The following is a 25,380-nucleotide window of genomic DNA, read 5'->3' on the forward strand; positions in this document are numbered from 1 at the left end:
CGCCATCACAGGAGAGAAGCATGAAGTTCCTGTTCGTTCCGGGCGGGAGCCCGGCCACCGTCTTCGGCCTCGTCCCCCTAGCCCGGGCACTGCGCGACGCGGGCCACGAGGTCCTGATGGCCTCGACCAAGGACATGATGCCGGTGGTCACCGGCACCGGCATCCCCGGCATCGCGGTCACCCCGCACGACATCTGGCACTACATCACCAAGGACCGCGAGGGAAACCTCAAGGAGATACCCGAAGACCTGCCCCGGCAGGGCCCCTTCGTCGGCCGCTGGTTCGCGCAGATGGGCGCCGACGGACTCCCGGTGCTCCGCGACATCAGCCGGAGCTGGCGGCCCGACCTCGTCGTCGGCGGCTCCATGTCCTACGCGGCCCCCCTGCTCGCCGCCCATCTGGACGTCCCCTATGTGCGGCAGGCCTGGGACACCGACGACTCCAACGCCCAGGACCGGGGGGCGGAGCTGGAACTCCAGCCGGAACTGGCCGAGCTCGGGCTCAGCCGGCTCCCCGAGCCGGACCTGCGCATCGAGATCTGCCCGCCGAGTCTCACACCGCCCGAAGCACCTCCGGCCCAGCTCATGCGGTGGCTGCCCGGCAACCTCCAGCGCGAGCTGGAGCCCTGGACGCTGACCCGGGGCGACCGGCGCCGGGTGTGCGTCACCGCGGGGAGCCGCGCCAGCAAGGAGCGCACCTTCGACTTCCTGCGAGCCCTGGCGCAGAACATCGCCCCGCTGGACGTGGAGATCGTCATCCCCGCGCCGGAAGCGCTCGCCGTCGAGCTCAGGTCCGCGCTGCCCGGCATCCGCACCGGATGGATTCCGCTCGACGTCCTCGCGCCGACCTGCGACCTCGTCGTCCATCACGCGGGCGGGGCCACCACCATGACCACGATGAACGCCGGCTTACCCCAACTGATCATCCCGGAAGCCGTCGTCTTCGACGCACCGGCACGGCGCATCGCCGACTACGGCGCAGCGCTCACCCTGCAGCCGGCCGAGGCCACCCCAGAGCGGGTGGCCTCGGCCGTTTCCGAGCTGCTCACCAACCCCTCCTACACCGAGCGCGCGCGGGAACTGTCCCAGGAGATCGCCCGCCTGCCGCTGCCGTCGCACATGGTCGGCCCGCTGGAGAAGCTCGCCGCGCAGCGCCGCGGCTGAACCGCCCGTCGCGCCCGCCCTCCCGCCCTCCCGCTCCCATCGACCCAGGAGACAGACGTGATCAACCTCTTCCAGCCACAGGTGGGCCAGGAGGAACTCGGCGCCGTCGCCGAGGTGTTCGACAGCCACTGGCTCGGTCACGGGCCTCGCACCAAGGCGTTCGAGGCATCCTTCGCCGAACACATCGGCGTCGAGGCCGAGCAGGTCATCTTCATCAACTCGGGAACGGCCGGTCTGTTCCTCGCCCTCGAATCCCTCGACCTGGCCGCGGGTGACGAGGTCGTCCTGCCCTCGTGCAGCTTCGTCGCCGCCGCCAACGCCATCGCCTCGACCGGGGCCCGTCCCGTCTTCTGCGACGTGGACGCCCGTACGCTCAATCCGACGGCCGAGGACATCGAGCGTGCCCTCACGCCCCGGACCAAGGCCGTGATCGTGCTGCACTACGGCGGCTGCCCCGGCGACGTCGTCCGCATCGCGCGGCTCTGCCGGGAACGCGGCATCGCCCTGGTCGAGGACGCGGCCTGCGCCCCCGCCTCGCGCGTCGACGGCAAGGCCGTCGGCTCCTTCGGCGACCTCGCCATGTGGAGCTTCGACGCCATGAAGGTCATGGTCACCGGCGACGGCGGCATGCTCTACGTACGCGACCCCGAACGCGCCGCCCGCGCGCGGCGCCTCGCCTACCACGGTCTCGCCCAGGCCAGCGGATTCGGCTACGCCAAGGTCTCGCACCGCTGGTGGGAACTCGACGTCCCGGAGATCGGCCGCCGCGTCATCGGCAACGACCTGACCGCCGCCATCGGCTCCGTCCAACTGCGCCGACTGCCCGAACTCGTGGGCCGGCGCAGGGAGATCGTCGAACTCTACGACCGTGAACTGGCCGACTTCGACGGGGTGCGAACGCCGCCCGCACTGCCCGAGGGCCATGAGTCGAGCTACTACTTCTACTGGGTCCAGATGCACCCGGAGATCCGCGACGAGGTCGCCTCCGAGCTGTACGCGGCCGGCATCTACACCACCTTCCGCTACGCACCCCTGCACAAGGTCCCCGCCTATCACTCCGAGGACCAGGTGCTGCCGGAGTCCGACCGCGCCTCCGGCGAGACCCTGTGTCTTCCGCTGCACCCGGGCCTCGACGACGACGACGTCCGCACGGTGGCCGCCGCGCTGCGCAAGGCGGTCGAAGCACGGCATCCGGACCGGGGCTAGGCCCGGCCGCCGCAACCACCGAACCATCACCTGGAGGAGACTTTCCCATGAAGGCTCTGGTGCTGGCGGGCGGGTCGGGAACCCGGCTCCGGCCTTTCAGCTACTCCATGCCCAAGCAGCTCGTGCCCATCGCCAACAAGCCGGTGCTGGCGCACGTCCTGCAGAACATCAAGAACATCGGCGTCACCGAGATCGGCGTGATCGTCGGCGACTGGGCACCCGAGATCTCCGACGTCATGGGCTACGGCGCCCAGTGCGGCACACAGGTCACCTATATCCGTCAGGACCGGCCGCTCGGTCTCGCCCACTGTGTCGACATCGCCCGGGACTTCCTCGGCGACGACGACTTCGTCATGTACCTCGGCGACAACATGCTGCCCGACGGCATCACCGCGATCGCCGACGAGTTCCGGGCCAACCGGCCGACCGCCCAGGTCGTCGTCCACAAGGTGGCCGACCCGCGCGCCTTCGGGGTCGTGGAACTCGACTCCGAAGGCAACGTCGAGCGTCTGGTGGAGAAGCCCCAGCAGCCGCGGAGCGACCTCGCCCTGATCGGCGTGTACTTCTTCACCTCGGCGATCCACGAGGCGGTGGCCTCCATCGAGCCGAGTGCCCGGGGCGAGCTGGAGATCACCGACGCCGTCCAGTGGCTGGTCGCCCACGGCGCCGACGTCAGGGCCAGCGAGTACAGCGGTTACTGGAAGGACACCGGCAACGTCGACGACGTGCTGGAGTGCAACCGGCATCTTCTCTCCCGGCTACGGCCGGACATCGCCGGCGACGTCGACGCGGTGAGCCAGGTCGACGACCAGGTGGTCATCGGCGCGGGCGCCCGCATCGTCAGGTCCCGTATCGAGGGCCCGGTGATCATCGGCGAGAACACGGTGATCGAGGACAGCCACATCGGACCGCACACCTCCATCGGCCGGGACTGCGTGCTGACCTCCAGCGCGGTGTCCGACTCCATCGTCCTGGACCGGGCGGAGATCTCCGGTGTCCAGGGCCTGCGCAGTTCGCTCATCGGCCGTGACGCCAAGGTCGGCACGGGCGCCTGGAACACACCCCACCACCGCCTGGTGGTAGGCGACTTCACCCGGGTCGAGGTAGCGGCATGAGGATTCTCGTCACCGGCGGCGCCGGATTCATCGGCTCACACTTCGTGCGCACCCTCCTCGACGGCGGATACCCGGGCCACGAGCGGACCAGGGTGACGGTGCTGGACAAGCTCACCTACGCGGGAAACCGGGACAACCTGCCCGGCGGCCATCCCCGGCTCGACTTCCTGCACGGTGACGTCTGCGACCTCCCCCTGCTGCTCGACGTCCTTCCCGGCCACGACGCGGTCGTGCACTTCGCCGCCGAATCGCACGTCGACCGTTCCGTCGAATCCGCGGCCGAGTTCGTGCGGACCAACGTCGGCGGTACCCAGACCCTGCTCGACGCCTGCCTCACCACCGGCGTGTCCCGGGTCGTGCACGTCTCCACCGACGAGGTGTACGGCTCCATCGACGCGGGCTCCTGGACCGAGGAGTGGCCGCTCGCTCCGAACTCCCCGTACGCCGCCTCCAAGGCCGCGTCCGACCTGCTGGCCCGCTCCTACTGGCGGACACACGGGCTGAACGTGTCCATCACCCGCTGCTCCAACAACTACGGCCCGTACCAGCACCCCGAGAAGCTGATCCCGCTGTTCGTCACCAATCTGCTGGAGGGCGTGCCGGTGCCGCTGTACGGCGACGGCGGCAACATCCGCGAGTGGCTGCACGTCGACGACCACTGCCGGGCCATCGCACTCGTCCTGGACGACGGCCGGGCCGGTGAGGTCTACAACATCGGCGGCGGCAACGAACGGACCAACCTCCACATCACCGAGCGGCTGCTCGACCTCTGCCTCGCCGACCGCTCCATGGTCCGCAGGGTCGCCGACCGCAAGGGACACGACCTGCGCTACTCGCTCGACGAGACCAAGATCCGCGAGGAGCTCGGGTACGCCCCCCGCATCCCCTTCGAGCAGGGGCTCGCCGACACCGTCGCCTGGTACCGCGACAACCCCGACTGGTGGAAGCCCGTGAAGCACCGCAGTGACAACGCCGGCCGAGAGAACCGAGAAGGGAACAGGTCATGAGCGACCTCAAGGCGCAGGTCCTGGACGCGACCAGGGAGTACCACCGGGCGAGCCGGGACGACCGCCCCTTCGTTCCGGGGACCACCGAGATCTGGCCGGCGGGCGCGGTGCTGGAGGAGGAGGACCGGATCGCCCTGGTCGAGGCCGCGCTGGAGATGCGGATCGCGGCCGGCCACAGCTCGCGCCGGTTCGAGTCGCGCTTCGCCCGGCGCCTGGGGCGCCGCAAGGCGCACCTGACCAACTCCGGGTCGTCCGCGAACCTGCTCGCCATGACGGCGTTCACCTCGCACCTTCTGCAGGACCGCAGGCTGACACCGGGCGACGAGGTGATCACGGTGGCCGCGGGCTTCCCGACCACCGTCAACCCGATCCTGCAGAACGGGCTGGTGCCGGTCTTCGTCGACGTCGAGCTCGGCACCTACAACACCACCGCCGACCGCGTCGCGCGGGCCATCGGTCCCAAGACCCGCGCCATCATGATCGCCCACGCGCTCGGCAACCCGTTCGAGGTCGCCGAGATCGCGCAGCTTGCCGAGCAGCACGACCTCTTTCTCATCGAGGACAACTGCGACGCTGTCGGGTCCACCTACGACGGCCGGCTCACAGGTACCTTCGGCGACATCACCACCGTCAGCTTCTATCCGGCACACCACCTCGCCATGGGCGAGGGCGGTTGCGTCCTGACCTCGAACCTGGCGCTCGCACGCATCGTGGAGTCCCTGCGCGACTGGGGCCGTGACTGCTGGTGCGAGCCCGGTGAGAGCAACAAGTGCCTGAAGCGCTTCGACTACCAGATGGGCACCCTGCCGGCCGGCTACGACCACAAGTACATCTTCTCGCACGTCGGTTACAACCTGAAGGCGACCGACATCCAGGCCGCGCTGGGACTGACCCAGCTCGACAAGCTCGACCGCTTCATCGACGACCGCAAGCGCAACTGGCGGCGGCTGCGGGAGGGCCTGGACGGTCTGCCGCACCTGGTGCTGCCTGAGGCCACACCGCGCAGCGACCCCAGCTGGTTCGGATTCGCGCTCAGCGTGAAGCCCGACGCGCCGTTCGCGCGTGCGGAGCTGGTGGCCTTCCTGGAGGACCGCAAGATCGGTACGCGCAGGCTGTTCGCCGGGAACCTCACCCGCCACCCGGCCTACATCGACCAGCCCCACCGTGTGGTCGGCGACCTCACCAACAGCGACATCATCACCGAACAGACCTTCTGGGTGGGGATCTACCCCGGCCTGACCGACGAGATGATCGACTACATCACCTCCTCCGTGAAGGAGTTCGTGGCAGCCCGGGGCTGAACCGCCGCGCCCGTCGCCCGTCCCGCCGATTCACAGGAGTACGTCATGCCGTCCCCCCTCGCCAGGACCCCAGCGGCTCCCACCCTGCTGCAGCCCCGGGAGGACCCCGCGGTGGCCGACCGGATCGCCCGGTCGGCCACCGCCGCCGGATCGAAGCTGCGTACCGAGAACTTCCCCGACTGGCTCGAAGGCCGCCGCAGGGCCCACCGGTTCAGCGTCGACCGCATCCCCTTCGCCGAGCTGGACGGTTGGTCGTTCGAGGACACCACCGGAAACCTGGTCCACCGCAGCGGCAGGTTCTTCTCCGTCGAGGGCCTGCGCGTCACCACCGGCCAGGGTCCGCACCGCGAGTGGCACCAACCGATCATCAAGCAGCCCGAAGTCGGCGTCCTCGGCATCCTCGTCAAGGAGTTCGACGGTGTCCTGCACTTCCTGATGCAGGCGAAGATGGAGCCCGGGAACCGGAACCTCCTCCAACTCTCTCCCACGGTCCAGGCCACGCGCAGCAACTACACCAAGGTGCACCGCGGCGCTGACGTGAAGTACATCGAGTACTTCACCCAGCCGGGCCGGGGCCGGGTCCTCGCCGACGTCCTGCAGTCCGAGCACGGCTCCTGGTTCTTCCGCAAGAGCAACCGCAACATGCTCGTCGAGGCCGTCGGCGACGTACCGGTCCACGACGACTTCTGCTGGCTCACCCTGGGGCAGATCGGCGAGCTCCTCCACCGCGACAACGTCGTGAACATGGACGCCCGCACCGTGCTCGCCTGCGCGCCGTTCCCCGCCGAGGAAACCGGCGCCCTGCACACAGACGTCGAACTGCTGTCCTGGTTCACCGCCGAGCGCTCCCGCCACGACGTGCACGCCGAACGCGTCCCGCTGGCGGACGTGCCCGGCTGGAAACGTGGTGAGGCCACCATCGAACACGAGGCGGGCCGATACTTCGACGTGGTCGCCGTCGCCGTCCAGGCCGGCAGCCGCGAGGTCACCGGCTGGACACAGCCCTTGTTCGAACCCCGCGGAGTCGGCGTCACGGCCTTCCTGACCCGCCGGATCGGCGGAGTGCCGCACGTCCTCGTGCACGCCCGGGTCGAGGGAGGCTTCCTGGACACCGTCGAACTGGGCCCCACCGTGCAGTACACGCCCGGCAACTACGCCCATCTCTTCGGTGCGGACCGGCCGCCCTTCCTCGATCTGGTGCTCGGCGCCGACCCGGCCCGCATCCGGTACGAGGCCGTGCACTCGGAGGAGGGGGGCCGGTTCCTCAACGCCGAGAGCCGCTATCTCCTCGTCGAGGCCGACGAGGAACAGGCCCCGCTCGACCCGCCGGCGGGGTACCGATGGGCCACTCCGGGCCAACTGACCACCCTCGTCCGCCACGGCCACTACCTCAACGTGCAGGCCCGCACCCTGCTCGCCTGCCTCAACGCGACGGCGGTGCACGGCCGATGACTCCGGTACGCGTCGGAGTGCTGGGCTGCGCCGACATCGCGCGCCGTCGGGTGCTCCCCGCCATGGCCGCCACGGAAGGCGTGGAGATCGCCGCGATAGCCGGCCGGGACGCGGCCAGGGCGCGGGAGCTCGCCGCGCGGTTCGGCGCCCGGCCGGTGCACGGCTACGCCGAGCTCCTCGACCGCGACGACGTCGACGCCGTGTACGTTCCGCTGCCGGCGGCGCTGCACGAGGCGTGGACCGAGACCGCCCTGCACGCCGGGAAACACGTCCTGGCCGAGAAGCCGCTCACCACCGATCCGGCGGCGACCCGACGGCTCATGACGCTGGCGGAGAGGTCCGGGCGGGTCCTGATGGAGAACGTGATGTTCGTCCATCACCCCCAGCACGCGGCCGTCGGGAAGCTCGTCGCGGACGGGGCGATCGGTGAGGTGCGCGCCTTCCACGCCGCCTTCGCGATACCCGCCCTGCCCGAGGACGACATCCGGTACCGCGCCGACCTCGGCGGCGGTGCCCTGTGGGACACGGGTGTCTACCCGGTCCGGGCGGCCCTGTACCACGTGGGCGAGGGTCTGCGCGTCGTGGGAGCCACGCTCGCGCGCGGGCCGGCCCGCACGGTCGACACGGCCGGCGCGGCACTGCTGAGCGGTCCTGGCGGGGTGAGCGTCCAGCTCACCTTCGGGCTGGACCACGCCTACCGGTCCTCGTACGCGATCTGGGGGAGCGAGGGGCGCGTCACGGTCGACCGGGCCTTCACCCCACCGGCGGATCTGGCGCCGCAGGTCCTGCTGGAGCGGCGCTCCGGCACCGAGCGGATCGTGCTGCCGGCCGCCGATCAGGTGGCGCGTACGGTGGCCGCGTTCGTGGAGGCCGTCCGCACGGGCGGCAGACCGGACCCGTCGTCCGTGCGGCAGGCCGAGCTGCTGCGGGAGATACGCGAGCGCGCCGAGACTTGACTTGAACCAAGGTTCAAGTTGTTGGCTCTCCTCATGGATCGGTCCTCAACACCTTCCCGGGAGTCCTCCATGTCAGAGAACAGCGTCCGCGTCGCGGTGATCGTCGGCAGCGTCCGGGAGGGCCGCTTCGCCCCGGTCGTCCTGAACTGGTTCGTCGACCGGGCCGCCGAGCACGGCGGTTTCGACGTCGACGTCGTCGACCTCGCCGACGCCGACCTGCCGATGGTCCTTCCCGCCTTCGGCAGTGAGCCGTCGCCCGAGACGGCCGCCGCGGTCGGTGCCGTCACCCCCCGGCTGGCGGCCGCGGACGCCTTCGTGGTGATCACGCCCGAGTACAACCACAGCTATCCCGCGTCGCTCAAGAACCTGATCGACTGGCACGACGAGGAGTTCCACGCCAAGCCGGTCGCCTTCGTCTCGTACGGCGGTCTGTCCGGCGGACTGCGGGCGGTGGAGCATCTGCGCCCAGTCTTCGCCGAGCTGCAGGCGGTCACCATCCGCAACACGATCAGTTTTCACAACGCCGGTGCCCAGTTCGGGCAGGACGGCCGCCCGAAGGACAGCGAGCCCGCCGACGCCGCGGCCAAGGTCCAGCTGGACCAGCTGGACTGGTGGGCCCGGAGCCTGAAAGAGGCACGGGACAAGCGCCCGTACAAGGTCTGACCCGCCCCGCGGTCACGCTGCCCGGCTCGCCACCTCGCGAGCCGGGCAGCGTGCTGTTCCCGCCACGCCTCACGAGGAGCACACCCCATCGTGTACAGCGACCACGACGCCACCGACACCACCACACCCGCCGTGCGGGCACCCCTCAAGGAGGTGCGCCGTCCTGACCGGGTGATCATTCGCTTCGCGGGGGACTCGGGCGACGGTATGCAGCTCATCGGTGACCGGTTCACCTCGGAGACGGCCTCGTTCGGGAACGATCTGTCCACCCTGCCGAACTTCCCCGCCGAGATCCGCGCCCCCGCCGGCACCCTGCCCGGTGTCTCCTCGTTCCAGCTGCACTTCGCCGACCACGACATCCTCACCCCCGGAGACGCGCCGGACGTACTGGTCGCGATGAACCCCGCGGCCCTGCGGGCCAACATCGCGGACCTGCCACGCGGCGCGGAGATCATCATCAACACCGACGACTTCACCAGGCGGCCGATGGCCAAGGTCGGCTACCACACCTCCCCGCTGGAGGACGGCTCCCTCGACGGCTACCAGGTCCACCCCGTCCCCCTGACCACACTGGCCGTCGAGGCGCTCAAGGAGTTCGGGCTCTCCCGCAAGGAGGCCGAACGCAGCAAGAACATGGTCGCCCTCGGCCTGCTGTCCTGGATGTACCACCGGCCCACCGCGAACACCGAAAGGTTCCTGCGCTCCAAGTTCGCCAGGAAGCCGCAGATCGCCGAGGCCAACATCGCCGCTCTGCGGGCCGGCTGGAACTTCGGCGACACCACCGAGGACTTCGCCGTCTCCTACGAAGTCGGCCCCGCCACCGACGCGTTCCCCGTCGGCACCTACCGCAACATCTCCGGCAACCTCGCCTTGTCCTACGGGCTGATCGCCGCCGCCCGCCAGGCCGACCTGCCCCTCTACCTCGGTTCCTACCCCATCACCCCGGCCTCCGACATCCTGCACGAGCTGTCCCGGCACAAGAACTCCGGCGTGCGGACCTTTCAGGCCGAGGACGAGATCGCCGGCATCGGGGCCGCACTCGGCGCGGCCTTCGGCGGCGCACTCGGCGTCACCACCACCTCCGGCCCCGGCGTCGCCCTGAAATCCGAGACCATCGGACTGGCCGTCTCCCTCGAACTGCCGTTGCTGATCGTCGACATCCAGCGCGGTGGCCCCTCCACCGGCCTGCCCACCAAGACCGAACAGGCCGACCTGCTGCAGGCCATGTACGGACGCAACGGCGAAGCGCCCGTACCCGTCGTCGCCCCCCGCACCCCGGCCGACTGCTTCGACGCCGCCATCGACGCCGTCCGCATCGCCCTGGCCTACCGCACGCCCGTCTTCCTCCTCAGCGACGGCTACCTCGCCAACGGCTCCGAACCGTGGCGGATCCCCACCCCCGACGAGCTGCCCGACCTGCGGACCCCGTTCGCCTCCGGCCCCAACCACACCCTCGCCGACGGCACCGACGTGTTCTGGCCCTACAAACGAGACCCCCATACCCTCGCCCGGCCCTGGGCCGTACCCGGCACCCCCGGCCTCGAACACCGCATCGGCGGCATCGAGAAGCAGGACGGCACCGGCAACATCTCCTACGACCCCGCCAACCACGACTTCATGGTCCGCACCCGCCAGGCCAAGATCGACGGCATCACCGTCCCCGACCTCCACGTCGACGACCCCGACCGGGCCGGCACGCTCGTCCTGGGCTGGGGGTCCACCTACGGCCCCATCACCGCGGCCGTACGCCGCGTCCGCGAAGAAGGTCACCACATCGCCCAGGCCCATCTGCGCCACCTCAACCCCTTCCCGCGGAATCTCGGGGACATCCTGCGGCGCTACCGCACGGTGGTGGTACCCGAGATGAACCTCGGCCAGCTCGCCACCCTCATCCGCGCCCGGTACCTGATCGACGCGAGGTCGTACAACCAGGTCAACGGCATGCCGTTCAAGGCCGAGCAGCTCGCCACGGCACTCAAGGAGGCCATCGATGACTGAGGCGCTCTCGCTCGTCCCCAAGGCCGCGGCCCGGCAGTCCATGAAGGACTTCAAGTCCGACCAGGAGGTCCGCTGGTGCCCCGGCTGCGGTGACTACGCGGTCCTGGCCGCCGTGCAGGGTTTCCTGCCCGAACTGGGCCTGGCCAGGGAGAACATCGTGTTCGTCTCCGGCATCGGCTGTTCCTCCCGCTTCCCGTACTACATGGACACGTACGGGATGCACTCCATCCACGGGCGGGCGCCGGCGATCGCGACCGGGCTCGCCACCTCGCGGCGTGACCTGTCCGTGTGGGTCGTCACCGGCGACGGCGACGCCCTGTCCATCGGCGGCAACCACCTCATCCACGCGCTGCGCCGCAACGTCAACCTGAAGATCCTCCTCTTCAACAACCGGATCTACGGGCTGACGAAGGGGCAGTACAGCCCGACGTCCGAGGTCGGGAAGATCACCAAGTCGACGCCGATGGGATCGCTGGACGCGCCCTTCAACCCGGTGTCGCTGGCCATCGGGGCGGAGGCGTCGTTCGTGGCGCGGACGGTGGACTCCGACCGCAAGCACCTGACCGAGGTGCTGCGGCAGGCCGCCGCCCATCCGGGCACGGCGCTCGTCGAGATCTACCAGAACTGCAACATCTTCAACGACGGCGCCTTCGACGCCCTCAAGGACCGGGACCGGGCTCAGGACGCGGTCATCCGCCTCGAACACGGACAACCGATCCGCTTCGGCACCGGCCTGGACAAGGGCGTTGTGCGGGATCCCGTCACCGGCGACCTCGAAGTCGTCTCCGTCACCGCGGACAACGAAGACCGGATCCTGGTCCACGACGCCCACGCCACCTCACCCACCACCGCGTTCGCCCTGTCCCGGCTCGCCGACCCCGACACCCTGCACCACACCCCCGTCGGAGTACTGCGCAGCGTCGTCCGGCCCGTCTACGACAACCGGATGGCCGACCAGCTCGACGCCGCCCTCGAACAGAACGGCAAGGGCGACCTGGCCGCCCTCATGACCGGAAACGAAACCTGGACCGTCACGGGAGCTCACCATGTCGTCGATCGATGACGAGATCGCAGCCCTGCGTGCCCAGCTCGCAGAGCTGACCGACCGCGCCGAGCTGAGAGACCTGTTCGACCGTTACGTCGTCTCACTCGACCTGATCGGCGAACGCGACTACGGGGACGACTGGTTCCGTACCGTCTTCACCGACGACGCCCGGTTCTCCTTCCCCATCGGGGACCACCAGGGAATCGAGGGCTTCGCGGCCTTCCAGCGCGAGGCCAGGGCGCGCTGGGCACGCACCCACCATGTCACCGCGAACCATGTCGTCGACATCGCCGGCGAACGGGCCGTGCTCCGCGCCCACCAGTTCGCCACGCATGTGCATCCGGGCTCCGAGCCCCTCGGCTCACACTTCGACGTCGGCGGGTACTACGAGGTGGGGGCGGTGCGCACCAGTAGGGGCTGGCGGTTCGACGACGTGGCCTTCCACGTCGTCTGGGCCGCCGGAGAGCCGCTGCCGTCGATGGCCCACGTGAAGTACTGAAGGGGAGGGACGCCATGGACACCGACCGTCAGGACCGCCGCCCGGCGGGAACGCGGACCGTGCCGATCCGCACCCTGGTGCGGCGGCGCGTCGTCTGGGGCCTCGGACTCCACCGCCGCACGGCCCCTGGCCGCAGTGCCGTCAGTCCGCCCCGGCCGGCGCCAGTTCCGTGGGGAAGGCGCCCGCGGCCGCGGCCGTCGCGGTGAAGGACCCGGTCAGCTCGGTGAGGCGCGAGACCCCCGAAGCGCCCAGGTGCGCGTACGGGGCGCCGTCAAGCCGGTCCGTCTCCTCCTCCAACCGCTCGCGCACCAGCACGCCCCGCGCGCTCAGCCGGCCGTCGGCGTCCATCAGACCTCGTGCACCCAGTCGCTGCTCGGCAGCGGCCCAGTCCTCCGCGGTCCAGCCGTGCCGCTCCATGACGAACTCCTTCGGGAGACCGTCCTTGCTGGCGGAGTGGGACACGAGCGCGTCGAGCCCGAGGATCCCGGCGGTGGTCAACGCCGTGACGTGTCCGTCGCCGCGGTACTCGCGCAGCAGCGTGGCCGCGTGCCACAGGGCGAGATGCGGCGCGTCCGGAACGGGGTGGTCGGCGTGCGCCGCGTACATCGGCCGCCCGCGCGGCTCGCACGCTTCGAGGGCCCGTACGGCCAGGTCCGCGGCCTCGGTCATCTCCGCGGAGGCGAGTGCCGCCTCTCCCAGGAACCGGCGCAGTACGGCGTCGGCGGCCCGCAGCCGCAGGGCGACCACGGTGGCGGGGGCCACCTGTGTCCAGAGCCGCGGGAGATGGCGGGCGATCAGCTCGTGATTGAGGCCGTTGAACGAGGCGGCGACCGGTCCGGCGCCGACCGCGCCCCACGGTGCGGCCCGGCCCGCGAGATACACCGCCATGGGGTCCTCGACACCGTGAGCGGCGAGTTCCTCCCCGAAGTCCGGGGCGAAGTAGATCGTGGCATGAAGGGAGTTGAGCTCGTCAAGGCAGCGCCGGCCCGCGCCCTTGGGCAGTGGAGTCACGTCCATGTCCGCGACGCTACCCACCGGGGTGACAGGGCTTCAGCAAGGTTTTCACAAGAATGTCGAGATGAATGTCCAGGCAAAGTCAACCCGCCCAGGGGCCGCAGGCCCTGCCTCGAAAAGGCCTTCGCAGTCCGGGGAGCGACTGATCGCATGACCGAGTTGCCGAGTACGCAATCCTCACCGGTGCGCGAGATCGTCCTCGACGCGGACGGTGTCCCACTGTCCGGACTGCTCGCCGAACCCCTCCACGGTCCGCCCCGGGCCGTCGTCGTCGCCCTGCACGGCGGCGGAATGCGCGCCGGCTACTTCGACAGCCGGGCGCGTCCGGGCTTGTCCCTGTTACGACTCGGGGCCGAACTCGGCTACACCGTGCTGGCTCTGGACCGCCCCGGCTACGGGCGGTCCGCGGCCCGGATGCCGGCCGGCCAGCTGCTCGCCGATCAGTCCGTGACGCTGCACACCGCCCTGGCCGAATTCGCCCGTCACCATCCGCTCGGCGCGGGCTACTTCCTGGTGGCCCACTCCAACGGCGGCAAGCTCGCCCTGGCGGCCGCCGCCGACGAGGGCGGCGAGAGCCTGCTGGGACTGGACATCTCCGGCCTCGGACTGGCGTATGCCGTCGACCTGCCACAGCTGCCCGGCGCGCACGCGCGCGGGGAGTGGCGGCGGCACTGGGGCGCGCTGCGGCTCTACCCCCCGGGCGCCTTCCAGCAGGGCCGCGCCCTCGTCGCGCCCGTCCCCCCGCTGGAGGGAGCGGAGCTGCCGCGCTGGCCGAAGCTGTACCCCCGCATCGCCGCGCGGGTGCGCGTCCCGGTGCGCTTCACCTTCGCGGAGCAGGAACAGTGGTGGCGCCACGACGACGAGGCCCTGGATGCTCTGGTCGGCCCGCTGGCCGCGCCGACGGTGACGATCGCCAGGCAGCCGGACGCCGGCCACAACATCAGCCTCGGCTGGGCCGCCCGTACGTACCACTTCCGGGCCGTGGCGTTCCTGGAGGAGTGCCTGCTGGCGCGCGACGCCGCGGTGGCCGTCAGGGCTCCATGAGCCGGCGGGCCCCAGGGCCCTGATCCGCGAGCACGTCCTCGGGATTGGCCAGTGCGCACTTGCTGATGGACATGCAGCCACAGCCGATGCATTCGCTGAGCTGGTCCCGCAGCCGTTCGAGTTGCCGGATGCGGGCGTCGAGGTCCTCGCGCCAGTACTGCGAGATGCAGGCCCAGTCCTCCCGGGTGGGAGTGCGGTCCTCGGGCAGCAGCCCGAGGGCGTGGCGGACGGTCGCCAGGGAGATGCCGACCGCCTGCGAGACGCGCACGAACGCGACGCGGCGCAGGGTGTCACGGGTGAAACGGCGCTGGTTCCCGACGGTGCGGCGGCTGCTGATGAGCCCTTCACGCTCGTAGAAACGCAGTGCGGAAGCCGGTACCCCGCTACGTGCGGACATCTCTCCGACGGTGAGCTCCGGGACTGCCGATGGTCTGTCAGACATACCAGCACACTAGCTTGACTTGAACCCCTGTTTAAGTTGGAGGGTTGCTTCATGGAACTGAACACACGTACTCCGCGCACCGTCGAGTTCGTTCTCGACCTCATCTGCGTCCACTCGTACCTCGCCTTCACGCGCTTCTCCCGCGCTGTCGAGCGCTACCGTGACGCCGGCGGCAGCGTCGACGTCGTCTTCCGTCCCTTCCAGATCGCTCCTGAGGCCCCCGCGACCGGCCGGCCCCTGTTCGAGGTGCACAAGGCGGCGTTCGGCGAGGCGCAGGCCCGTGCCATCGCGCAGGACACCTCCTTCGGCGCCGAGGACGGGGTGCGCGTGGACTTCGAGCGCGCCATCCACACCAACACCTTCGAGGCGCACCGACTCGTTGCCGTCGCCGCCGCCCAGGGCCTCGGCGAGGCCATGACGGAGCGTCTCTTCCGCGCCTATATGACCGACGGACTGAACATCGGTGACCCCGGTACGCTCGCGCGTCTGGCGGCCGAGGTCGGGGTCGAACCGAGCCAGGACGGCGCGGCCGCCGTGCGCGCCGAACTGGACCGGATGCATCGCGTCGGCGTCACATCGGTGCCCGTTCTGTTCTTCGACGACGGAACGGTCCTGTCCGGAGCTCAGCCGGAGGCCGTCTACCTCGAGGCACTGGCCACGCCCGCTGTCCCCGCCACCCGGGGCTGACCGCCCCACCCGTCCGCATCCGAGTCAAGCGGGTGTGCCCAGCAATGGGCACACCCGCTTCCGTTTTCCGTACCGACGCTCACACTTTCGGAAGGGGTAACTTCGATGGCACACACCACGCTCGACCGTGAATCCGTCCTGTTCCGCGACGCCGTGGAGGCACCGCCCGTCCTTCTCGCGGGAGAGGACGACGAAGCTGCCGCCGATCCGCACATCGTCCGCGGTATCGACTGACACAGGACCCCGGCCCGACGAGGCCGAGAGGACGGTGAGGACGGGAGGATCTGCGCACGGTCCGTACGGAGAGAAGAGCCGCCGCCCCGGTTCGGTTCTCCGGGACGGCGGCGGTTGTCCTGCGTGGCGTCAGGCGCCGGCGTCCGCTAGCGCGTCCACCACGCCGCGGACGGGTTGCGCAGCGTGTTGGTGCCGCAGTGGATCTCGCCCATGCCTTGGTGGTACGTCTCCCAGTCGTCGAGGTACGACACCTTCATGCCGGCGCCGGTGTACGCGGCCGTCACGGCCTCGGTGAAGATGTCCTTGCCGCCGATGACCGGGCCCCACTGGCGCGGTGCGAGGTAGTGGGTGCGGCTGAGGACGATGCCGTTGACGGCGCCGGGGACATAGGCGCTGGTCATGACGGAGGGGGCGGGGGCCGTCGGGGAGGCCGCCGCCGAGCTGTCGGGCGTCAGGGTGCCCTGGTCCGCCGCCGTGTCGTCGAGCCGGCGCTGCTGGCCGTAGTCCCGTGCCACCTCCGGGAGTTCGGCGCCCGCGCCGAGGCGGGTCAGACGGGGCAGGCGGGTCTTGCCGTCACCGCCCGACTGCGTCTCGCCCACCTGCTCCGTGCCCTGGGTGTAGAGGGCCGGGACGCGGACGACCTCGGCGTCAGTGACGCCCGTCTCGCGCTGGAGCACCGCGAGGTTGGCCTCGATCTTGCGCGTGGCGAGGTTGTTGTCGGAGACCAGGGTCTTGGAGGCGAGGGCCTTGGTGATGGTCTCCGTGGGGCCGAGCTTCCGGGAGAACATCTTCGTCGACCCGTGGCCGGCGGCCTTCGCGTCACGCAGGAGCTTGAGCCCCGCCTCGGGGTCGGCGACCGCGATCTTCCAGCCGCGCGGGGTGTCGGCGGGCAGGAACTGCACGAACTCGTCGACGTGGCCCACGTGCAGCCACGAGGTGTCGAGGAACAGCGGGTCCTGCATGCCCTGGGACTTCAGGAACGTCCGCATCACCTTCGCCGGCTTGGAGCCGGTGTCCGGGCGCTGCCCCATGATGATCCGGCCCGCCGGGAAGGAACGCTCGCCGTGGGCGTACGGCGGAATGGTCTCCAGGTTGCCCATGGAGTTGAGCGTCCACTCCTCCGACTCCTTGGCGCCCGTCACCTGCACGGCACCGATGTTCGGGCCGCGCATCTTCTCGAACAGCTCCCGGCCCGACTCCCGGTCCATCTGGGCGGAGCGGAGCATCACCCGCAGGTACTGCCGCTTGCCGTTCGCGCCGGTCATGCTGACGTACGCGGGCTCGACGAAGTCCTGCGCCCAGATGTCCCCGTACTTGGTGAAGTTCACCGTCGGCCGCGTGATGCCGGCGTTCTCGGCCGCCTTGTCCAGGCCCTCGCGGAAGGCGCGGTTGAGCTTCCCGTAGTTGCCACCGGAGATCTGGGTGACCAGCAACTGCTGGGCGTTCTGCAGATGGTGGTGGGTGAGGAGCGGGGCGACGCGCAGGGTGACCGAGTCGGCGGTGGTGCCCTTGGAGGACTTCACGGTCAGCCGGACCCGGGCCGTCCCGTCCCACTTCGCGGTGTCCCGGATGACGTCCTTGGCCTCTACGCCGAACTCCACACCGGCCTTCAACTCGGCCCGCGACAGCCGGGTCTTGGCCGTGACCGGCTCCCACTTCTTGCCCCGCTTGACGAACACGCGCGTCTGCTTGGCGCCCGCCGTGACCTTCACGCTGCCCTGTGCGCCGGCGGGTGCGCTCTTCATCGGCACGGACCGTACGCGGGCGAGGTCGGCGACGTCGGCGGTGCCGTTCACCTTGGAGTCGGAGGCGTCGTTGCAGGCGGCCAGCTGGGCGTCCGTGAGGCGCTTGCCCTTCGGGCCGGTAGCCGGGCAACGGCGGGTGTCGTCGTCGATGTTGGGCAGCATCAGGGCGCCGCGGGCGACGGTCCAGCCGTTCTCGCCGGAGGTGTCGGTGGTGCCGGTGACATCGACCTTGCCGTCGCGGTTGGTGTCCACGCGCAGATCGGTCGGGGGCGCCCCGGCCGCGAACGCCGAGGGCACCGCCAGCGAGGGCGTCGCGAGGAGCGTGCCCGACACCGCCAGCACGGCTATCGCCTGCCGTGCGGGGCGGGTTCGGAATGGTCTGGTTGAACGCGTAGGCACAGAGCGTCCCTTCGGCGGCGAGCGTGGTCAGCACTGAAGACGGATGACAGCCCGGGTCCGTTGTCTGTGCGCGTCCTGTGAAAGACGTGATCTGCCGCACGCGGATGTGAACGGCGACGGCCGGGCACGCCATCCGTGCCACGGGAGGGCACGCCATTCAGCCACGGGGCGGACGCGCCCTCTACTCCACGCCACGAATCCGCCCCACGAACACCGCCCCCGCCAGCCCGATCACCGCCGCCACCAGGTACAGCGTCCGGTAGCCGCCGAGATGCGTCACGATCGGCGCCGCCAACACCGGAGCGGCCACCTGGGGCAGGGAGTTGGCCACGTTGATGACGCCCAGGTCCTTGCCCCGGTCGATGGCCGTCGGCAGCACATCGGTCATGAGGGCGAAGTCGACCGACGTGAACACACCGAAGCCGAGGCCCAGCAGGGCCGAGGCGACGAGCGCCCCGGGCCAGGTCGGCCAGAGGGCGATGAGGCCGGTCGCGCCCGCCATCAGCAGCCCCGACCCGTACACGAACGGCTTGCGCCGCCCCACCCGGTCCGACCACATCCCGGAGACCACCACCGTCGCCAGCAGCGTCGAGGCGTTCACCACCGTGAGGATCAGCACGCCCTGCTCCGGATCGGGATACCCGACCCGGTCCCGCAGGTAGAACAGCAGGTAGAGCAGGCCGACGCTGTTGCCCAGATTGATCAGGAAGCGCGTCAGCCAGGCCCACGCGAAGTCCGGATGGCGCCGCGGGCTCAGCCAGAAGCCCGCCAGGAACCCCCGCCACGACCACTCCGGGCGGGCCACCGCCGGCAGCGGGGGGTCCCGGTGCGCCAGCACGTACGGCAACGCGCCCACCAGCGTGAACACCGCACACGCCGCGTACCCCGCGCCGACACCCCCGCCCAGCGTCGCCAGTCCGGTGCCGCCGACCACGCCCAGGATCTGCGCCGCCCCCAACCAGCCGCCCACGGAGCCCCGTTGGAGACGCGGCACCTGATCCGGGACCGCCGCGGTGACCGCGGCCCAGGACGCGTTCAGGGTGAGCTGCACCAGACACCAGCCGGCCACCATGGTCCACAGTCCGCCCGCGCCCGCGAGCAGCAGCAGCGACACCGCCCCGCCGGCCGACCCCGCCACGATCCACGGCGTACGGCGGCCCCGGCGGGACGTCGTACGGTCCGACAGCGCCCCGAACAGCGGCGTGGCCAGCAGCGAGACGACCGCCCCGGCACCGGTCACCCACGCCAGCACCGACTCCTTGGACATACCGGCGCCGGGTGCGAAGTCCTCCGCCTGGGAGGCCAGCAGGATCTGCAGCGGGCCGTACCAGCCCACCCAGATCGCCCCGTTGGCCAGCGCCAGGGCCGAGGTCCAGCCCCCGCCGACCGGCTCGACGGGCTCGGCGAGGGCGGCCGTCGTCCGTGCCGTCGTCATCCTCGGTTCTGCGCCCGCAGCAGGTCCCGGTACCAGGCGTACGACGCCTTCGGGGTCCGCTCCAGCGTCTCGAAGTCCACGTGGACCAGGCCGAACCGCCGCGCGTACCCCTCGGCCCACTCGAAGTTGTCGAGCAGGGACCAGACGAAGTAACCGCGGATGTCCACGCCCGCTTCCGACGCCGCGTGCAGCGCGCGCACATGGCCGTCCAGGTAGGCGATGCGCTCCTGGTCGTCGACGCCCTCGTAGGAGCAGCCGTTCTCGGTGATGACGACGGGCGGCAGACGGTCGCCGTAGCGGGCGTGGAAGTCGGTGAGGAGCTCGGTGAGACCCTCGGGGGCGACGGGCCAGCCGAAGTCGGTCGTGGGGACGCCCTCGATCTCCTTGACGGTGAAGGGGAGTTCGGCGGGAATGGTGACGCCGCCGAACTCGATGTCCGTGCCCTCGGGCGCACCCACGCGCGTCGGGGCGTAGTAGTTGATGCCGTACCAGTCGATCGGCTCGGAGATGACCTTCAGGTCGGCGTCGATGTCCGTGCCCGGCATCAACTCGCCGATCCCCTCCGGGTACTCGCCCAGCAGCACCGGTTCCGCGAACAGCCGGTTCAGCAGCAGGTCGTAGAAGCCCGCCGCCTCCACGTCCGCCTGCTCCTGCGACGCGGCCCACGTCGGCCCGTGCGAGTTGGCGATGCCGATGTCCGTGATTCCGGCCGCACGCAGCGCCTGTACGGCGAGGCCGTGGCCCAGCAGTTGGTGGTGGGCGGCCGGGAGCGCGTCGAACATCAGCTGCCCGCCGGGGGCGTGGGTGCCGAGGGCGTGGCCCAGCAGGGTGTGTTCGGCGGGCTCGTTGATGGTGATCCACTTGGTGATCCGGTCGCCGAGCCGGGAGGCCACCACGGCGGCGTACTCGGCGAACCGCTCGGCGGTGTCCCGGTTCAGCCAGCCGCCCGCATCGCCGAGGGACGAGGGCAGGTCCCAGTGGAACAGGGTCGGCACCGGCTGTACGCCCGCCCCGACCAGTTCGTCCACCAGGCGGTCGTAGAAGTCGAGGCCGCCGGGGGAGTTCACCCGGGGCCAGGAGATCGAGAAGCGGTACGCGCCCACGCCCAGGTCGCGCAGGAGGGCCACGTCCTCGGGGTAACGGTGGAAGTGGTCGCAGGCCACCGCCGCCGTCGAGCCGTCCTTGATGTGGCCCGCCCCGGCCGAGAACGCGTCCCACACGGAGGGCTCGCGCTCGTCCACGGCCCCCTCGATCTGATGAGCGGAGGTCGATACGCCCCACAGGAAGCCGGCCGGGAACTGAGGTATCGGGTTCGTCGCCATGCGCGGATCATCCGTACCACGGGTAACGGAAGTCAACGCCCGAGGGTGAACTGCCCGTTACGCACCCCGGACCCGGTGTGAGGGCGGCTACGCCCCTTCCTTGAGCACCCTTCTGATCAGCTCCCGCTGTTCCTCCGTCAGTCGGGGGTCCGCGCAGTACGCCGTCCTCCCGTCCACCGTGATCTCGTACGCGAAACCGTCCGGCACCCCCGGCGGCGGAGTGCCCCGGCCGGCGGCGAGCGCCCGCTCGGCCAGGGCGTGCCAGTCCTGGGCGTCGGACCGCCCGGCGGTGTCCACCACCGCGTGCCGCTCGATGCCCGCGAAACCGCCCGTGCGCCGCACTTGAATACGCATGGGTCCTGTCTAGTACGGAACTACAGCGTCCGCACGCCCACCTGCTCCCAGGCCTTCGACACGGCTGTCAGTTCGTCGCCCTGGCCGTACCGGTCCTTGGCCGCCTTGACCGTCAGCGTGGCGAAGTCGACGAACAGGGCCTGCTCCTTCAGCTCGCCGCCCGTCAGGACGTCGTACCAGATCTGGCCGGCCCGCTCCCAGGCGTGACCGCCGAGGGCCGTCGCCACCAGGTAGAACGCGTGGTTGGGGATGCCGGAGTTGATGTGGACCCCGCCGTTGTCGCGGCCCGTGCGGACGTAGTCGTCCATCGTCGCCGGCTGTGGGTCCTTGCCGAGGACGTCGTCGTCGTACGCCGTGCCCGGGGCCTTCATCGAGCGCAGGGCGGTGCCCGTGACGCGCGGGGCGAGCAGGCCGGCGCCGATCAGCCAGTCCGCCTCGGCGGCGGTCTGGCCGAGCGTGTACTGCTTGATGAGGGCGCCGAAGACGTCCGACATCGACTCGTTGAGCGCGCCCGGCTGCCCGAAGTAGGTGAGGTTCGCCGTGTACTGGGTGACGCCGTGGCTCAGTTCGTGGCCGATGACGTCGATCGGGATGGTGAAGTCGAGGAAGATCTCGCCGTCCCCGTCGCCGAACACCATCTGCTCGCCGTTCCAGAAGGCGTTGTTGTAGTCGCGCTCGTAGTGCACGGTCGCGTCCAGCGGGAGCCCGCTCCCGTCGATCGAGTCGCGCTCGTACGCCTTGAGGAACAGCTCGAAGGTCGCGCCGAGGCCCGCGTAGGCGCGGTTGACCGTGGCGTCCTTGCCGGGGTCGTCGCCCTCGCCGCGCACTTTCCTGCCGGGCAGGTCCGTGCCGTGGCGGGCGTCGTAGATGGTGCGGTGCGGTTTGTTCGTCTCGGCGTCGGGGGGCGCTGCGACGGCGGGGGCGCCGATGACCGTGGTCAGCCGGCGGTGGGTGCGTTCGAGCGCGTCGCGTTCCAGGGTGCGGCGTGCGGCGTTGGCGAGTGTCGGGTCGTCGGCCTGGGAGAGCTTGTCGAGCACGTGTGGCGGGACGACCGTGCAGAAGATGGGCTCGTGGCCCCCGTTTGTGGTCATCTCCGCACGATTGCACTCCGTTAGTGGTGTGTCACTAGGGGCAACCATGATTGGTGAAATGCGGCTGTACGGGTTGCGCTTCGCGGGTGCCGTGTGACTGAGGGTTGCGTTCGGGATGCCGGCGGCTGGTGGCTTGCTCGCGCAGTTCCCCGCGCCGCTGAGGGGGTGCGACAGTGCCCGGTGTGACCTTGTGCACCTTTTGTTCTGCTTGTTCCGCGCATCCCGCATACTGATACGGCCCCCCGTGGGAAACGCGACTCGGCTACGCTGCTCCGCATCATGCGTTTCGGGCTGCTTCTCCTTAGCTGCCGCGGCGAGGGCCTGTAATCGAGGCCGACCCCCTCCCCGCGGTGCTTTGGCGTTGCGTCGTCGGCCGTCCTTTCCGGACCATCGAGGAGCCCACGCAATCATGGCGAACCGCCAGCAGCCCAGTTCCATGCCGATCCACAAGTACGGGCAGTACGAGCAGGTCGACATCCCCGACCGCACCTGGCCGAACAACCGGATCACCGTCGCCCCCCGCTGGCTCTCCACGGACCTGCGCGACGGCAACCAGTCCCTGATCGACCCGATGTCGCCCGAGCGCAAGCGCCGGATGTTCGACCAACTGGTCAAGATGGGCTACAAGGAGATCGAGGTCGGCTTCCCGGCGTCGGGGCAGACGGACTTCGACTTCGTACGGTCGATCATCGAGGAGCCGGGTGTCATCCCGGACGACGTCACCATCTCCGTGCTGACCCAGGCCCGTGAGGACCTGATCGAGCGGACCGTGGAGTCGCTGAAGGGCGCCAAGCGCGCCACCGTGCACCTGTACAACGCCACCGCCCCCGTCTTCCGCCGGGTCGTCTTCCGCGGCGGCAAGGACGACATCAAGCAGATCGCCGTGGACGGTACACGGCTGGTGATGGAGTACGCGGAGAAGCTGCTGGGTCCGGAGACCGAGTTCGGGTACCAGTACAGCCCGGAGATCTTCACCGACACCGAGCTGGACTTCGCCCTGGAGGTCTGCGAGGCGGTCATGGACGTCTGGCAGCCCGGTCCGGGCCGCGAGATCATCCTCAACCTGCCCGCCACGGTGGAGCGTTCGACTCCGTCGACGCACGCGGACCGCTTCGAGTGGATGAGCCGCAACCTCTCCCGCCGCGAGCACGTCTGCGTCTCCGTCCACCCGCACAACGACCGCGGTACGGCCGTCGCCGCCGCCGAGCTGGCGCTGATGGCCGGCGCCGACCGCGTCGAGGGCTGTCTGTTCGGGCAGGGCGAGCGCACCGGCAACGTCGACCTGGTCACCCTGGGCATGAACCTGTTCTCCCAGGGCGTCGACCCGCAGATCGACTTCTCCGACATCGACGAGATCCGTCGTACGTGGGAGTACTGCAACCAGATGGAGGTCCACCCGCGCCACCCGTACGTGGGCGACCTGGTCTACACGTCCTTCTCCGGCTCCCACCAGGACGCCATCAAGAAGGGCTTCGACGCCATGGAGGCGTCCGCCAAGGAGCAGGGCAAGACCGTCGACGACATCGAGTGGGCCGTCCCGTACCTGCCGATCGACCCCAAGGACGTCGGCCGGTCCTACGAGGCCGTCATCCGGGTCAACTCGCAGTCCGGCAAGGGCGGTATCGCGTACGTCCTGAAGAACGACCACAAGCTGGACCTGCCGCGCCGGATGCAGATCGAGTTCTCGAAGATCATCCAGGCGAAGACGGACGCCGAGGGCGGCGAGGTCACCGGCTCCGACATCTGGGCGGTCTTCCAGGACGAGTACCTGCCGAACCCCGACAACCCGTGGGGCCGGGTCCAGGTCCGCCACAACCAGTCGACCACCGACAAGGACGGCGTGGACACGCTGACCGTGGAGGCCGAGGTCGACGGCGTGGAGACCACCCTGGTCGGCACCGGCAACGGCCCGATCTCGGCGTTCTTCCACGCGCTGCAGGGCATCGGCATCGACGCCCGGCTGCTGGACTACTCCGAGCACACGATGAGCGAGGGCGCCTCCTCGCAGGCCGCCTCGTACATCGAGGTCGCCATCGAGGACAAGGTCCTGTGGGGCATCGGGATCGACGCGAACACGACGCGTGCGTCGCTGAAGGCGGTCGTCTCCGCCGTCAACCGCGCGGCCCGCCGACCAGCCTGACCGGCGGTTTGAAGGTCCCGTTCGCCGCGATCCGGCGGACGGGATCCGTCGTTTACCGGCCAAACCCTGTGCGGGTCCCGGGTAGGCCTCGTCCGGAGTGCTGACTGAGCCTCGCCGATGTGGCTAACATCACGCAAGCGCGGCGATGATGCCGAGGGGGCACCTCCCGCGCCCAAGGGGCCGTGTGTGGGGGAGTTACGGAGGTGCGACGTGCTGCCAGGACGGGACCCGATCGGCCGTGCCGCCGCGCCCGCCGGCGCCGGGCACACCAGCCGCGCCACGGGACTCGCGCGGGTCATGGGCACCCGGATCGCGTGGACCGGTGTCGGTGACGGCGAGTTCTTCTGCCCCGGCTGCGGAGGCGACCGCAACTACCAGCGCCTCACCGGCCGCCGCCGCTTCACGCTCCTCGGCGTCCCCGTACTGCCGCGCGGTGAGACCGGCCCCGTGGTGGAGTGCGCGGCCTGCCGCCACCACTACGCCCTCGACGTCCTCGACCACCCCACCACCATCCGCTTCTCCGCGATGCTCCGCGACGCCGTCCACACGGTGGCCCTCGCCGTCCTGGCCACGGACGGCAGCTGTACGCGCACCGCGCTGACCGTCGCCGCCGGCGCCGTCCGCTCCGCCGGCTACGAGGACTGCACCGAGGACCAGCTCGGCGCCCTGGTCGAGGCCCTGGCCGCCGACACGGGCCGCGTCCACGGGGAGCCCTGCGGCCCCGGTCTCGCCATAGAGCTCCACGAGGCCCTGGACCCACTGGCACCGCACCTCGCGCCCACGGGCCGCGAGGCGATCCTGCTCCAAGGGGCGAGGATCGCACTGGCCGACGGCCCGTACACCCCGGCGGAGAGGGAGGTGCTGGCCACGGTGGGGGCGGCGCTGACGATCTGCGCGGACGAGGTGACACGGCTGCTGGAGACGGCGCGTACACCGTCGTAGAACAGGCGCGACAGCCCCCGTCCCGCCACGCGCTCTTCGTCGTCCCCGATGTGCTTCGAGCACCGTCCTGTGCGGGTGTGGGCTACGCGGGCCCATGAGAGGGGCGGGTGGCCACCTGTTCGTCGA

At 70.3% G+C, this 25,380-nt stretch carries 23 protein-coding genes; 16 read left to right on the plus strand and 7 right to left on the minus strand.

What is annotated here, in order from left to right; translation table 11 throughout:
* Positions 1-20: 20 nt before the first annotated feature.
* The 11 genes from ACFY9I_RS16735 to ACFY9I_RS16785 all read left to right on the plus strand — a co-directional run bounded on the left by ACFY9I_RS16735 (position 21) and on the right by ACFY9I_RS16785 (position 12,405).
* The gene (locus tag ACFY9I_RS16735) at positions 21-1,163 is read left to right on the plus strand and encodes a nucleotide disphospho-sugar-binding domain-containing protein (RefSeq protein ID WP_391002187.1); all 1,143 of its coding nucleotides are present in this window, start codon (positions 21-23) and stop codon (positions 1,161-1,163) included.
* Positions 1,164-1,220: 57 nt separating this feature from the next.
* The gene (locus ACFY9I_RS16740) at positions 1,221-2,369 is read left to right on the plus strand and encodes an aminotransferase class V-fold PLP-dependent enzyme (RefSeq protein ID WP_391002189.1); all 1,149 of its coding nucleotides are present in this window, start codon (positions 1,221-1,223) and stop codon (positions 2,367-2,369) included.
* A gap of 47 nt (positions 2,370-2,416) precedes the next feature.
* Complete coding sequence (locus tag ACFY9I_RS16745) at positions 2,417-3,484, plus strand: glucose-1-phosphate thymidylyltransferase (RefSeq protein ID WP_391002191.1); 1,068 nt, start codon at positions 2,417-2,419, stop codon at positions 3,482-3,484.
* Positions 3,481-4,491, plus strand: a complete 1,011-nt coding sequence (gene rfbB, locus ACFY9I_RS16750) for a dTDP-glucose 4,6-dehydratase (RefSeq protein ID WP_391002193.1) — start codon at positions 3,481-3,483, stop codon at positions 4,489-4,491. The genes ACFY9I_RS16745 and rfbB overlap by 4 nt, the downstream gene beginning before the upstream one ends.
* Positions 4,488-5,792, plus strand: coding sequence for a lipopolysaccharide biosynthesis protein RfbH (gene rfbH, locus ACFY9I_RS16755; protein WP_391002195.1), 1,305 nt, complete (start codon positions 4,488-4,490; stop codon positions 5,790-5,792). Before rfbB ends, rfbH begins: the two co-directional genes overlap by 4 nt.
* A 45-nt stretch (positions 5,793-5,837) precedes the next feature.
* Positions 5,838-7,244, plus strand: coding sequence for an NDP-hexose 2,3-dehydratase family protein (locus ACFY9I_RS16760; protein WP_391002197.1), 1,407 nt, complete (start codon positions 5,838-5,840; stop codon positions 7,242-7,244).
* Positions 7,241-8,200, plus strand: a complete 960-nt coding sequence (locus tag ACFY9I_RS16765) for a Gfo/Idh/MocA family oxidoreductase (RefSeq protein WP_391002199.1) — start codon at positions 7,241-7,243, stop codon at positions 8,198-8,200. Before ACFY9I_RS16760 ends, ACFY9I_RS16765 begins: the two co-directional genes overlap by 4 nt.
* A gap of 69 nt (positions 8,201-8,269) precedes the next feature.
* Entirely contained in the window at positions 8,270-8,863 is a 594-nt protein-coding gene (locus ACFY9I_RS16770; RefSeq protein ID WP_391002201.1) for an NAD(P)H-dependent oxidoreductase, read from the plus strand.
* 90 nt (positions 8,864-8,953) lie between these two features.
* Positions 8,954-10,861: a 2-oxoacid:acceptor oxidoreductase subunit alpha gene (locus tag ACFY9I_RS16775; protein ID WP_391002203.1), complete on the plus strand. Its 1,908-nt coding sequence runs from the start codon at positions 8,954-8,956 to the stop codon at positions 10,859-10,861.
* The gene (locus ACFY9I_RS16780; RefSeq protein WP_391002205.1) at positions 10,854-11,924 is read left to right on the plus strand and encodes a thiamine pyrophosphate-dependent enzyme; all 1,071 of its coding nucleotides are present in this window, start codon (positions 10,854-10,856) and stop codon (positions 11,922-11,924) included. Before ACFY9I_RS16775 ends, ACFY9I_RS16780 begins: the two co-directional genes overlap by 8 nt.
* Positions 11,908-12,405 carry a nuclear transport factor 2 family protein gene (locus ACFY9I_RS16785; protein ID WP_391002207.1) on the plus strand — a complete coding sequence of 166 codons (498 nt, stop codon included), beginning with the start codon at positions 11,908-11,910 and terminating at the stop codon, positions 12,403-12,405. The genes ACFY9I_RS16780 and ACFY9I_RS16785 overlap by 17 nt, the downstream gene beginning before the upstream one ends.
* A 141-nt stretch (positions 12,406-12,546) precedes the next feature.
* Here ACFY9I_RS16785 and ACFY9I_RS16790 read toward each other — a convergent pair whose 3' ends face one another.
* Entirely contained in the window at positions 12,547-13,422 is an 876-nt protein-coding gene (locus ACFY9I_RS16790; RefSeq protein WP_391002209.1) for a hypothetical protein, read from the minus strand.
* Positions 13,423-13,569: 147 nt separating this feature from the next.
* On the opposite strand from ACFY9I_RS16790, the gene ACFY9I_RS16795 reads away from it, so the two are divergent.
* Positions 13,570-14,463 carry an alpha/beta fold hydrolase gene (locus ACFY9I_RS16795; RefSeq protein ID WP_391002211.1) on the plus strand — a complete coding sequence of 298 codons (894 nt, stop codon included), beginning with the start codon at positions 13,570-13,572 and terminating at the stop codon, positions 14,461-14,463.
* On the opposite strand, the gene soxR is transcribed toward ACFY9I_RS16795, so the two are convergent.
* Positions 14,450-14,860 carry a redox-sensitive transcriptional activator SoxR gene (gene soxR, locus ACFY9I_RS16800; protein ID WP_391002213.1) on the minus strand — a complete coding sequence of 137 codons (411 nt, stop codon included), beginning with the start codon at positions 14,858-14,860 and terminating at the stop codon, positions 14,450-14,452. The two genes, ACFY9I_RS16795 and soxR, sit on opposite strands and share 14 nt — an antisense overlap.
* 96 nt (positions 14,861-14,956) lie before the next feature.
* Between soxR and ACFY9I_RS16805 the strand changes: the two genes are divergently transcribed.
* Entirely contained in the window at positions 14,957-15,592 is a 636-nt protein-coding gene (locus tag ACFY9I_RS16805; protein WP_391002215.1) for a DsbA family protein, read from the plus strand.
* Between the two features lie 105 nt (positions 15,593-15,697).
* Entirely contained in the window at positions 15,698-15,826 is a 129-nt protein-coding gene (locus ACFY9I_RS16810; RefSeq protein ID WP_391002217.1) for a hypothetical protein, read from the plus strand.
* Between the two features lie 146 nt (positions 15,827-15,972).
* Here the strand turns inward: ACFY9I_RS16810 and ACFY9I_RS16815 are convergent, their stop codons facing one another.
* The 5 genes from ACFY9I_RS16815 to ACFY9I_RS16835 all read right to left on the minus strand — a co-directional run bounded on the left by ACFY9I_RS16815 (position 15,973) and on the right by ACFY9I_RS16835 (position 22,172).
* Complete coding sequence (locus ACFY9I_RS16815) at positions 15,973-17,913, minus strand: protein-arginine deiminase family protein (RefSeq protein WP_391002219.1); 1,941 nt, start codon at positions 17,911-17,913, stop codon at positions 15,973-15,975.
* Between the two features lie 238 nt (positions 17,914-18,151).
* Positions 18,152-19,405, minus strand: coding sequence for an MFS transporter (locus ACFY9I_RS16820; protein WP_391002221.1), 1,254 nt, complete (start codon positions 19,403-19,405; stop codon positions 18,152-18,154).
* Positions 19,402-20,727, minus strand: coding sequence for a GH1 family beta-glucosidase (locus tag ACFY9I_RS16825; RefSeq protein ID WP_391002223.1), 1,326 nt, complete (start codon positions 20,725-20,727; stop codon positions 19,402-19,404). The genes ACFY9I_RS16820 and ACFY9I_RS16825 overlap by 4 nt, the downstream gene beginning before the upstream one ends.
* A gap of 87 nt (positions 20,728-20,814) precedes the next feature.
* A complete protein-coding gene (locus ACFY9I_RS16830) occupies positions 20,815-21,081 on the minus strand; it encodes a protealysin inhibitor emfourin (protein WP_391002225.1) in 267 nt (88 codons plus the stop codon).
* A 20-nt stretch (positions 21,082-21,101) separates the two neighbouring features.
* Positions 21,102-22,172, minus strand: coding sequence for a M4 family metallopeptidase (locus tag ACFY9I_RS16835; protein ID WP_391002227.1), 1,071 nt, complete (start codon positions 22,170-22,172; stop codon positions 21,102-21,104).
* A 409-nt stretch (positions 22,173-22,581) separates the two neighbouring features.
* On the opposite strand from ACFY9I_RS16835, the gene leuA reads away from it, so the two are divergent.
* Complete coding sequence (gene leuA, locus ACFY9I_RS16840; protein ID WP_391002229.1) at positions 22,582-24,312, plus strand: 2-isopropylmalate synthase; 1,731 nt, start codon at positions 22,582-22,584, stop codon at positions 24,310-24,312.
* Positions 24,313-24,522: 210 nt separating this feature from the next.
* Positions 24,523-25,254: a TerB family tellurite resistance protein gene (locus ACFY9I_RS16845; RefSeq protein ID WP_391002231.1), complete on the plus strand. Its 732-nt coding sequence runs from the start codon at positions 24,523-24,525 to the stop codon at positions 25,252-25,254.
* Positions 25,255-25,380: the final 126 nt, after the last annotated feature.

It is taken from the genome of Streptomyces sp. NPDC012510 (genome assembly GCF_042955065.1).
Taxonomy (GTDB): domain Bacteria; phylum Actinomycetota; class Actinomycetes; order Streptomycetales; family Streptomycetaceae; genus Streptomyces.

Excerpts from the sequence above, each read along its gene's own strand:
- leuA (WP_391002229.1), top strand. The coding sequence starts at position 22,582 with ATGGCGAACCGCCAGCAGCCCAGTTCCATGCCGATCCACAAGTACGGG.
- ACFY9I_RS16810 (WP_391002217.1), top strand. The coding sequence starts at position 15,698 with ATGGCACACACCACGCTCGACCGTGAATCCGTCCTGTTCCGCGACGCC.
- ACFY9I_RS16765 (WP_391002199.1), top strand. The coding sequence starts at position 7,241 with ATGACTCCGGTACGCGTCGGAGTGCTGGGCTGCGCCGACATCGCGCGC.
- rfbB (WP_391002193.1), top strand. The coding sequence starts at position 3,481 with ATGAGGATTCTCGTCACCGGCGGCGCCGGATTCATCGGCTCACACTTC.
- ACFY9I_RS16825 (WP_391002223.1), bottom strand. The coding sequence starts at position 20,727 with ATGGCGACGAACCCGATACCTCAGTTCCCGGCCGGCTTCCTGTGGGGC.
- ACFY9I_RS16790 (WP_391002209.1), bottom strand. The coding sequence starts at position 13,422 with ATGGACGTGACTCCACTGCCCAAGGGCGCGGGCCGGCGCTGCCTTGAC.
- soxR (WP_391002213.1), bottom strand. The coding sequence starts at position 14,860 with ATGTCCGCACGTAGCGGGGTACCGGCTTCCGCACTGCGTTTCTACGAG.
- ACFY9I_RS16780 (WP_391002205.1), top strand. The coding sequence starts at position 10,854 with ATGACTGAGGCGCTCTCGCTCGTCCCCAAGGCCGCGGCCCGGCAGTCC.
- ACFY9I_RS16835 (WP_391002227.1), bottom strand. The coding sequence starts at position 22,172 with ATGACCACAAACGGGGGCCACGAGCCCATCTTCTGCACGGTCGTCCCG.
- ACFY9I_RS16820 (WP_391002221.1), bottom strand. The coding sequence starts at position 19,405 with ATGACGACGGCACGGACGACGGCCGCCCTCGCCGAGCCCGTCGAGCCG.
- ACFY9I_RS16830 (WP_391002225.1), bottom strand. The coding sequence starts at position 21,081 with ATGCGTATTCAAGTGCGGCGCACGGGCGGTTTCGCGGGCATCGAGCGG.
- rfbH (WP_391002195.1), top strand. The coding sequence starts at position 4,488 with ATGAGCGACCTCAAGGCGCAGGTCCTGGACGCGACCAGGGAGTACCAC.
- ACFY9I_RS16745 (WP_391002191.1), top strand. The coding sequence starts at position 2,417 with ATGAAGGCTCTGGTGCTGGCGGGCGGGTCGGGAACCCGGCTCCGGCCT.
- ACFY9I_RS16760 (WP_391002197.1), top strand. The coding sequence starts at position 5,838 with ATGCCGTCCCCCCTCGCCAGGACCCCAGCGGCTCCCACCCTGCTGCAG.
- ACFY9I_RS16805 (WP_391002215.1), top strand. The coding sequence starts at position 14,957 with ATGGAACTGAACACACGTACTCCGCGCACCGTCGAGTTCGTTCTCGAC.
- ACFY9I_RS16770 (WP_391002201.1), top strand. The coding sequence starts at position 8,270 with ATGTCAGAGAACAGCGTCCGCGTCGCGGTGATCGTCGGCAGCGTCCGG.
- ACFY9I_RS16785 (WP_391002207.1), top strand. The coding sequence starts at position 11,908 with ATGTCGTCGATCGATGACGAGATCGCAGCCCTGCGTGCCCAGCTCGCA.
- ACFY9I_RS16795 (WP_391002211.1), top strand. The coding sequence starts at position 13,570 with ATGACCGAGTTGCCGAGTACGCAATCCTCACCGGTGCGCGAGATCGTC.
- ACFY9I_RS16735 (WP_391002187.1), top strand. The coding sequence starts at position 21 with ATGAAGTTCCTGTTCGTTCCGGGCGGGAGCCCGGCCACCGTCTTCGGC.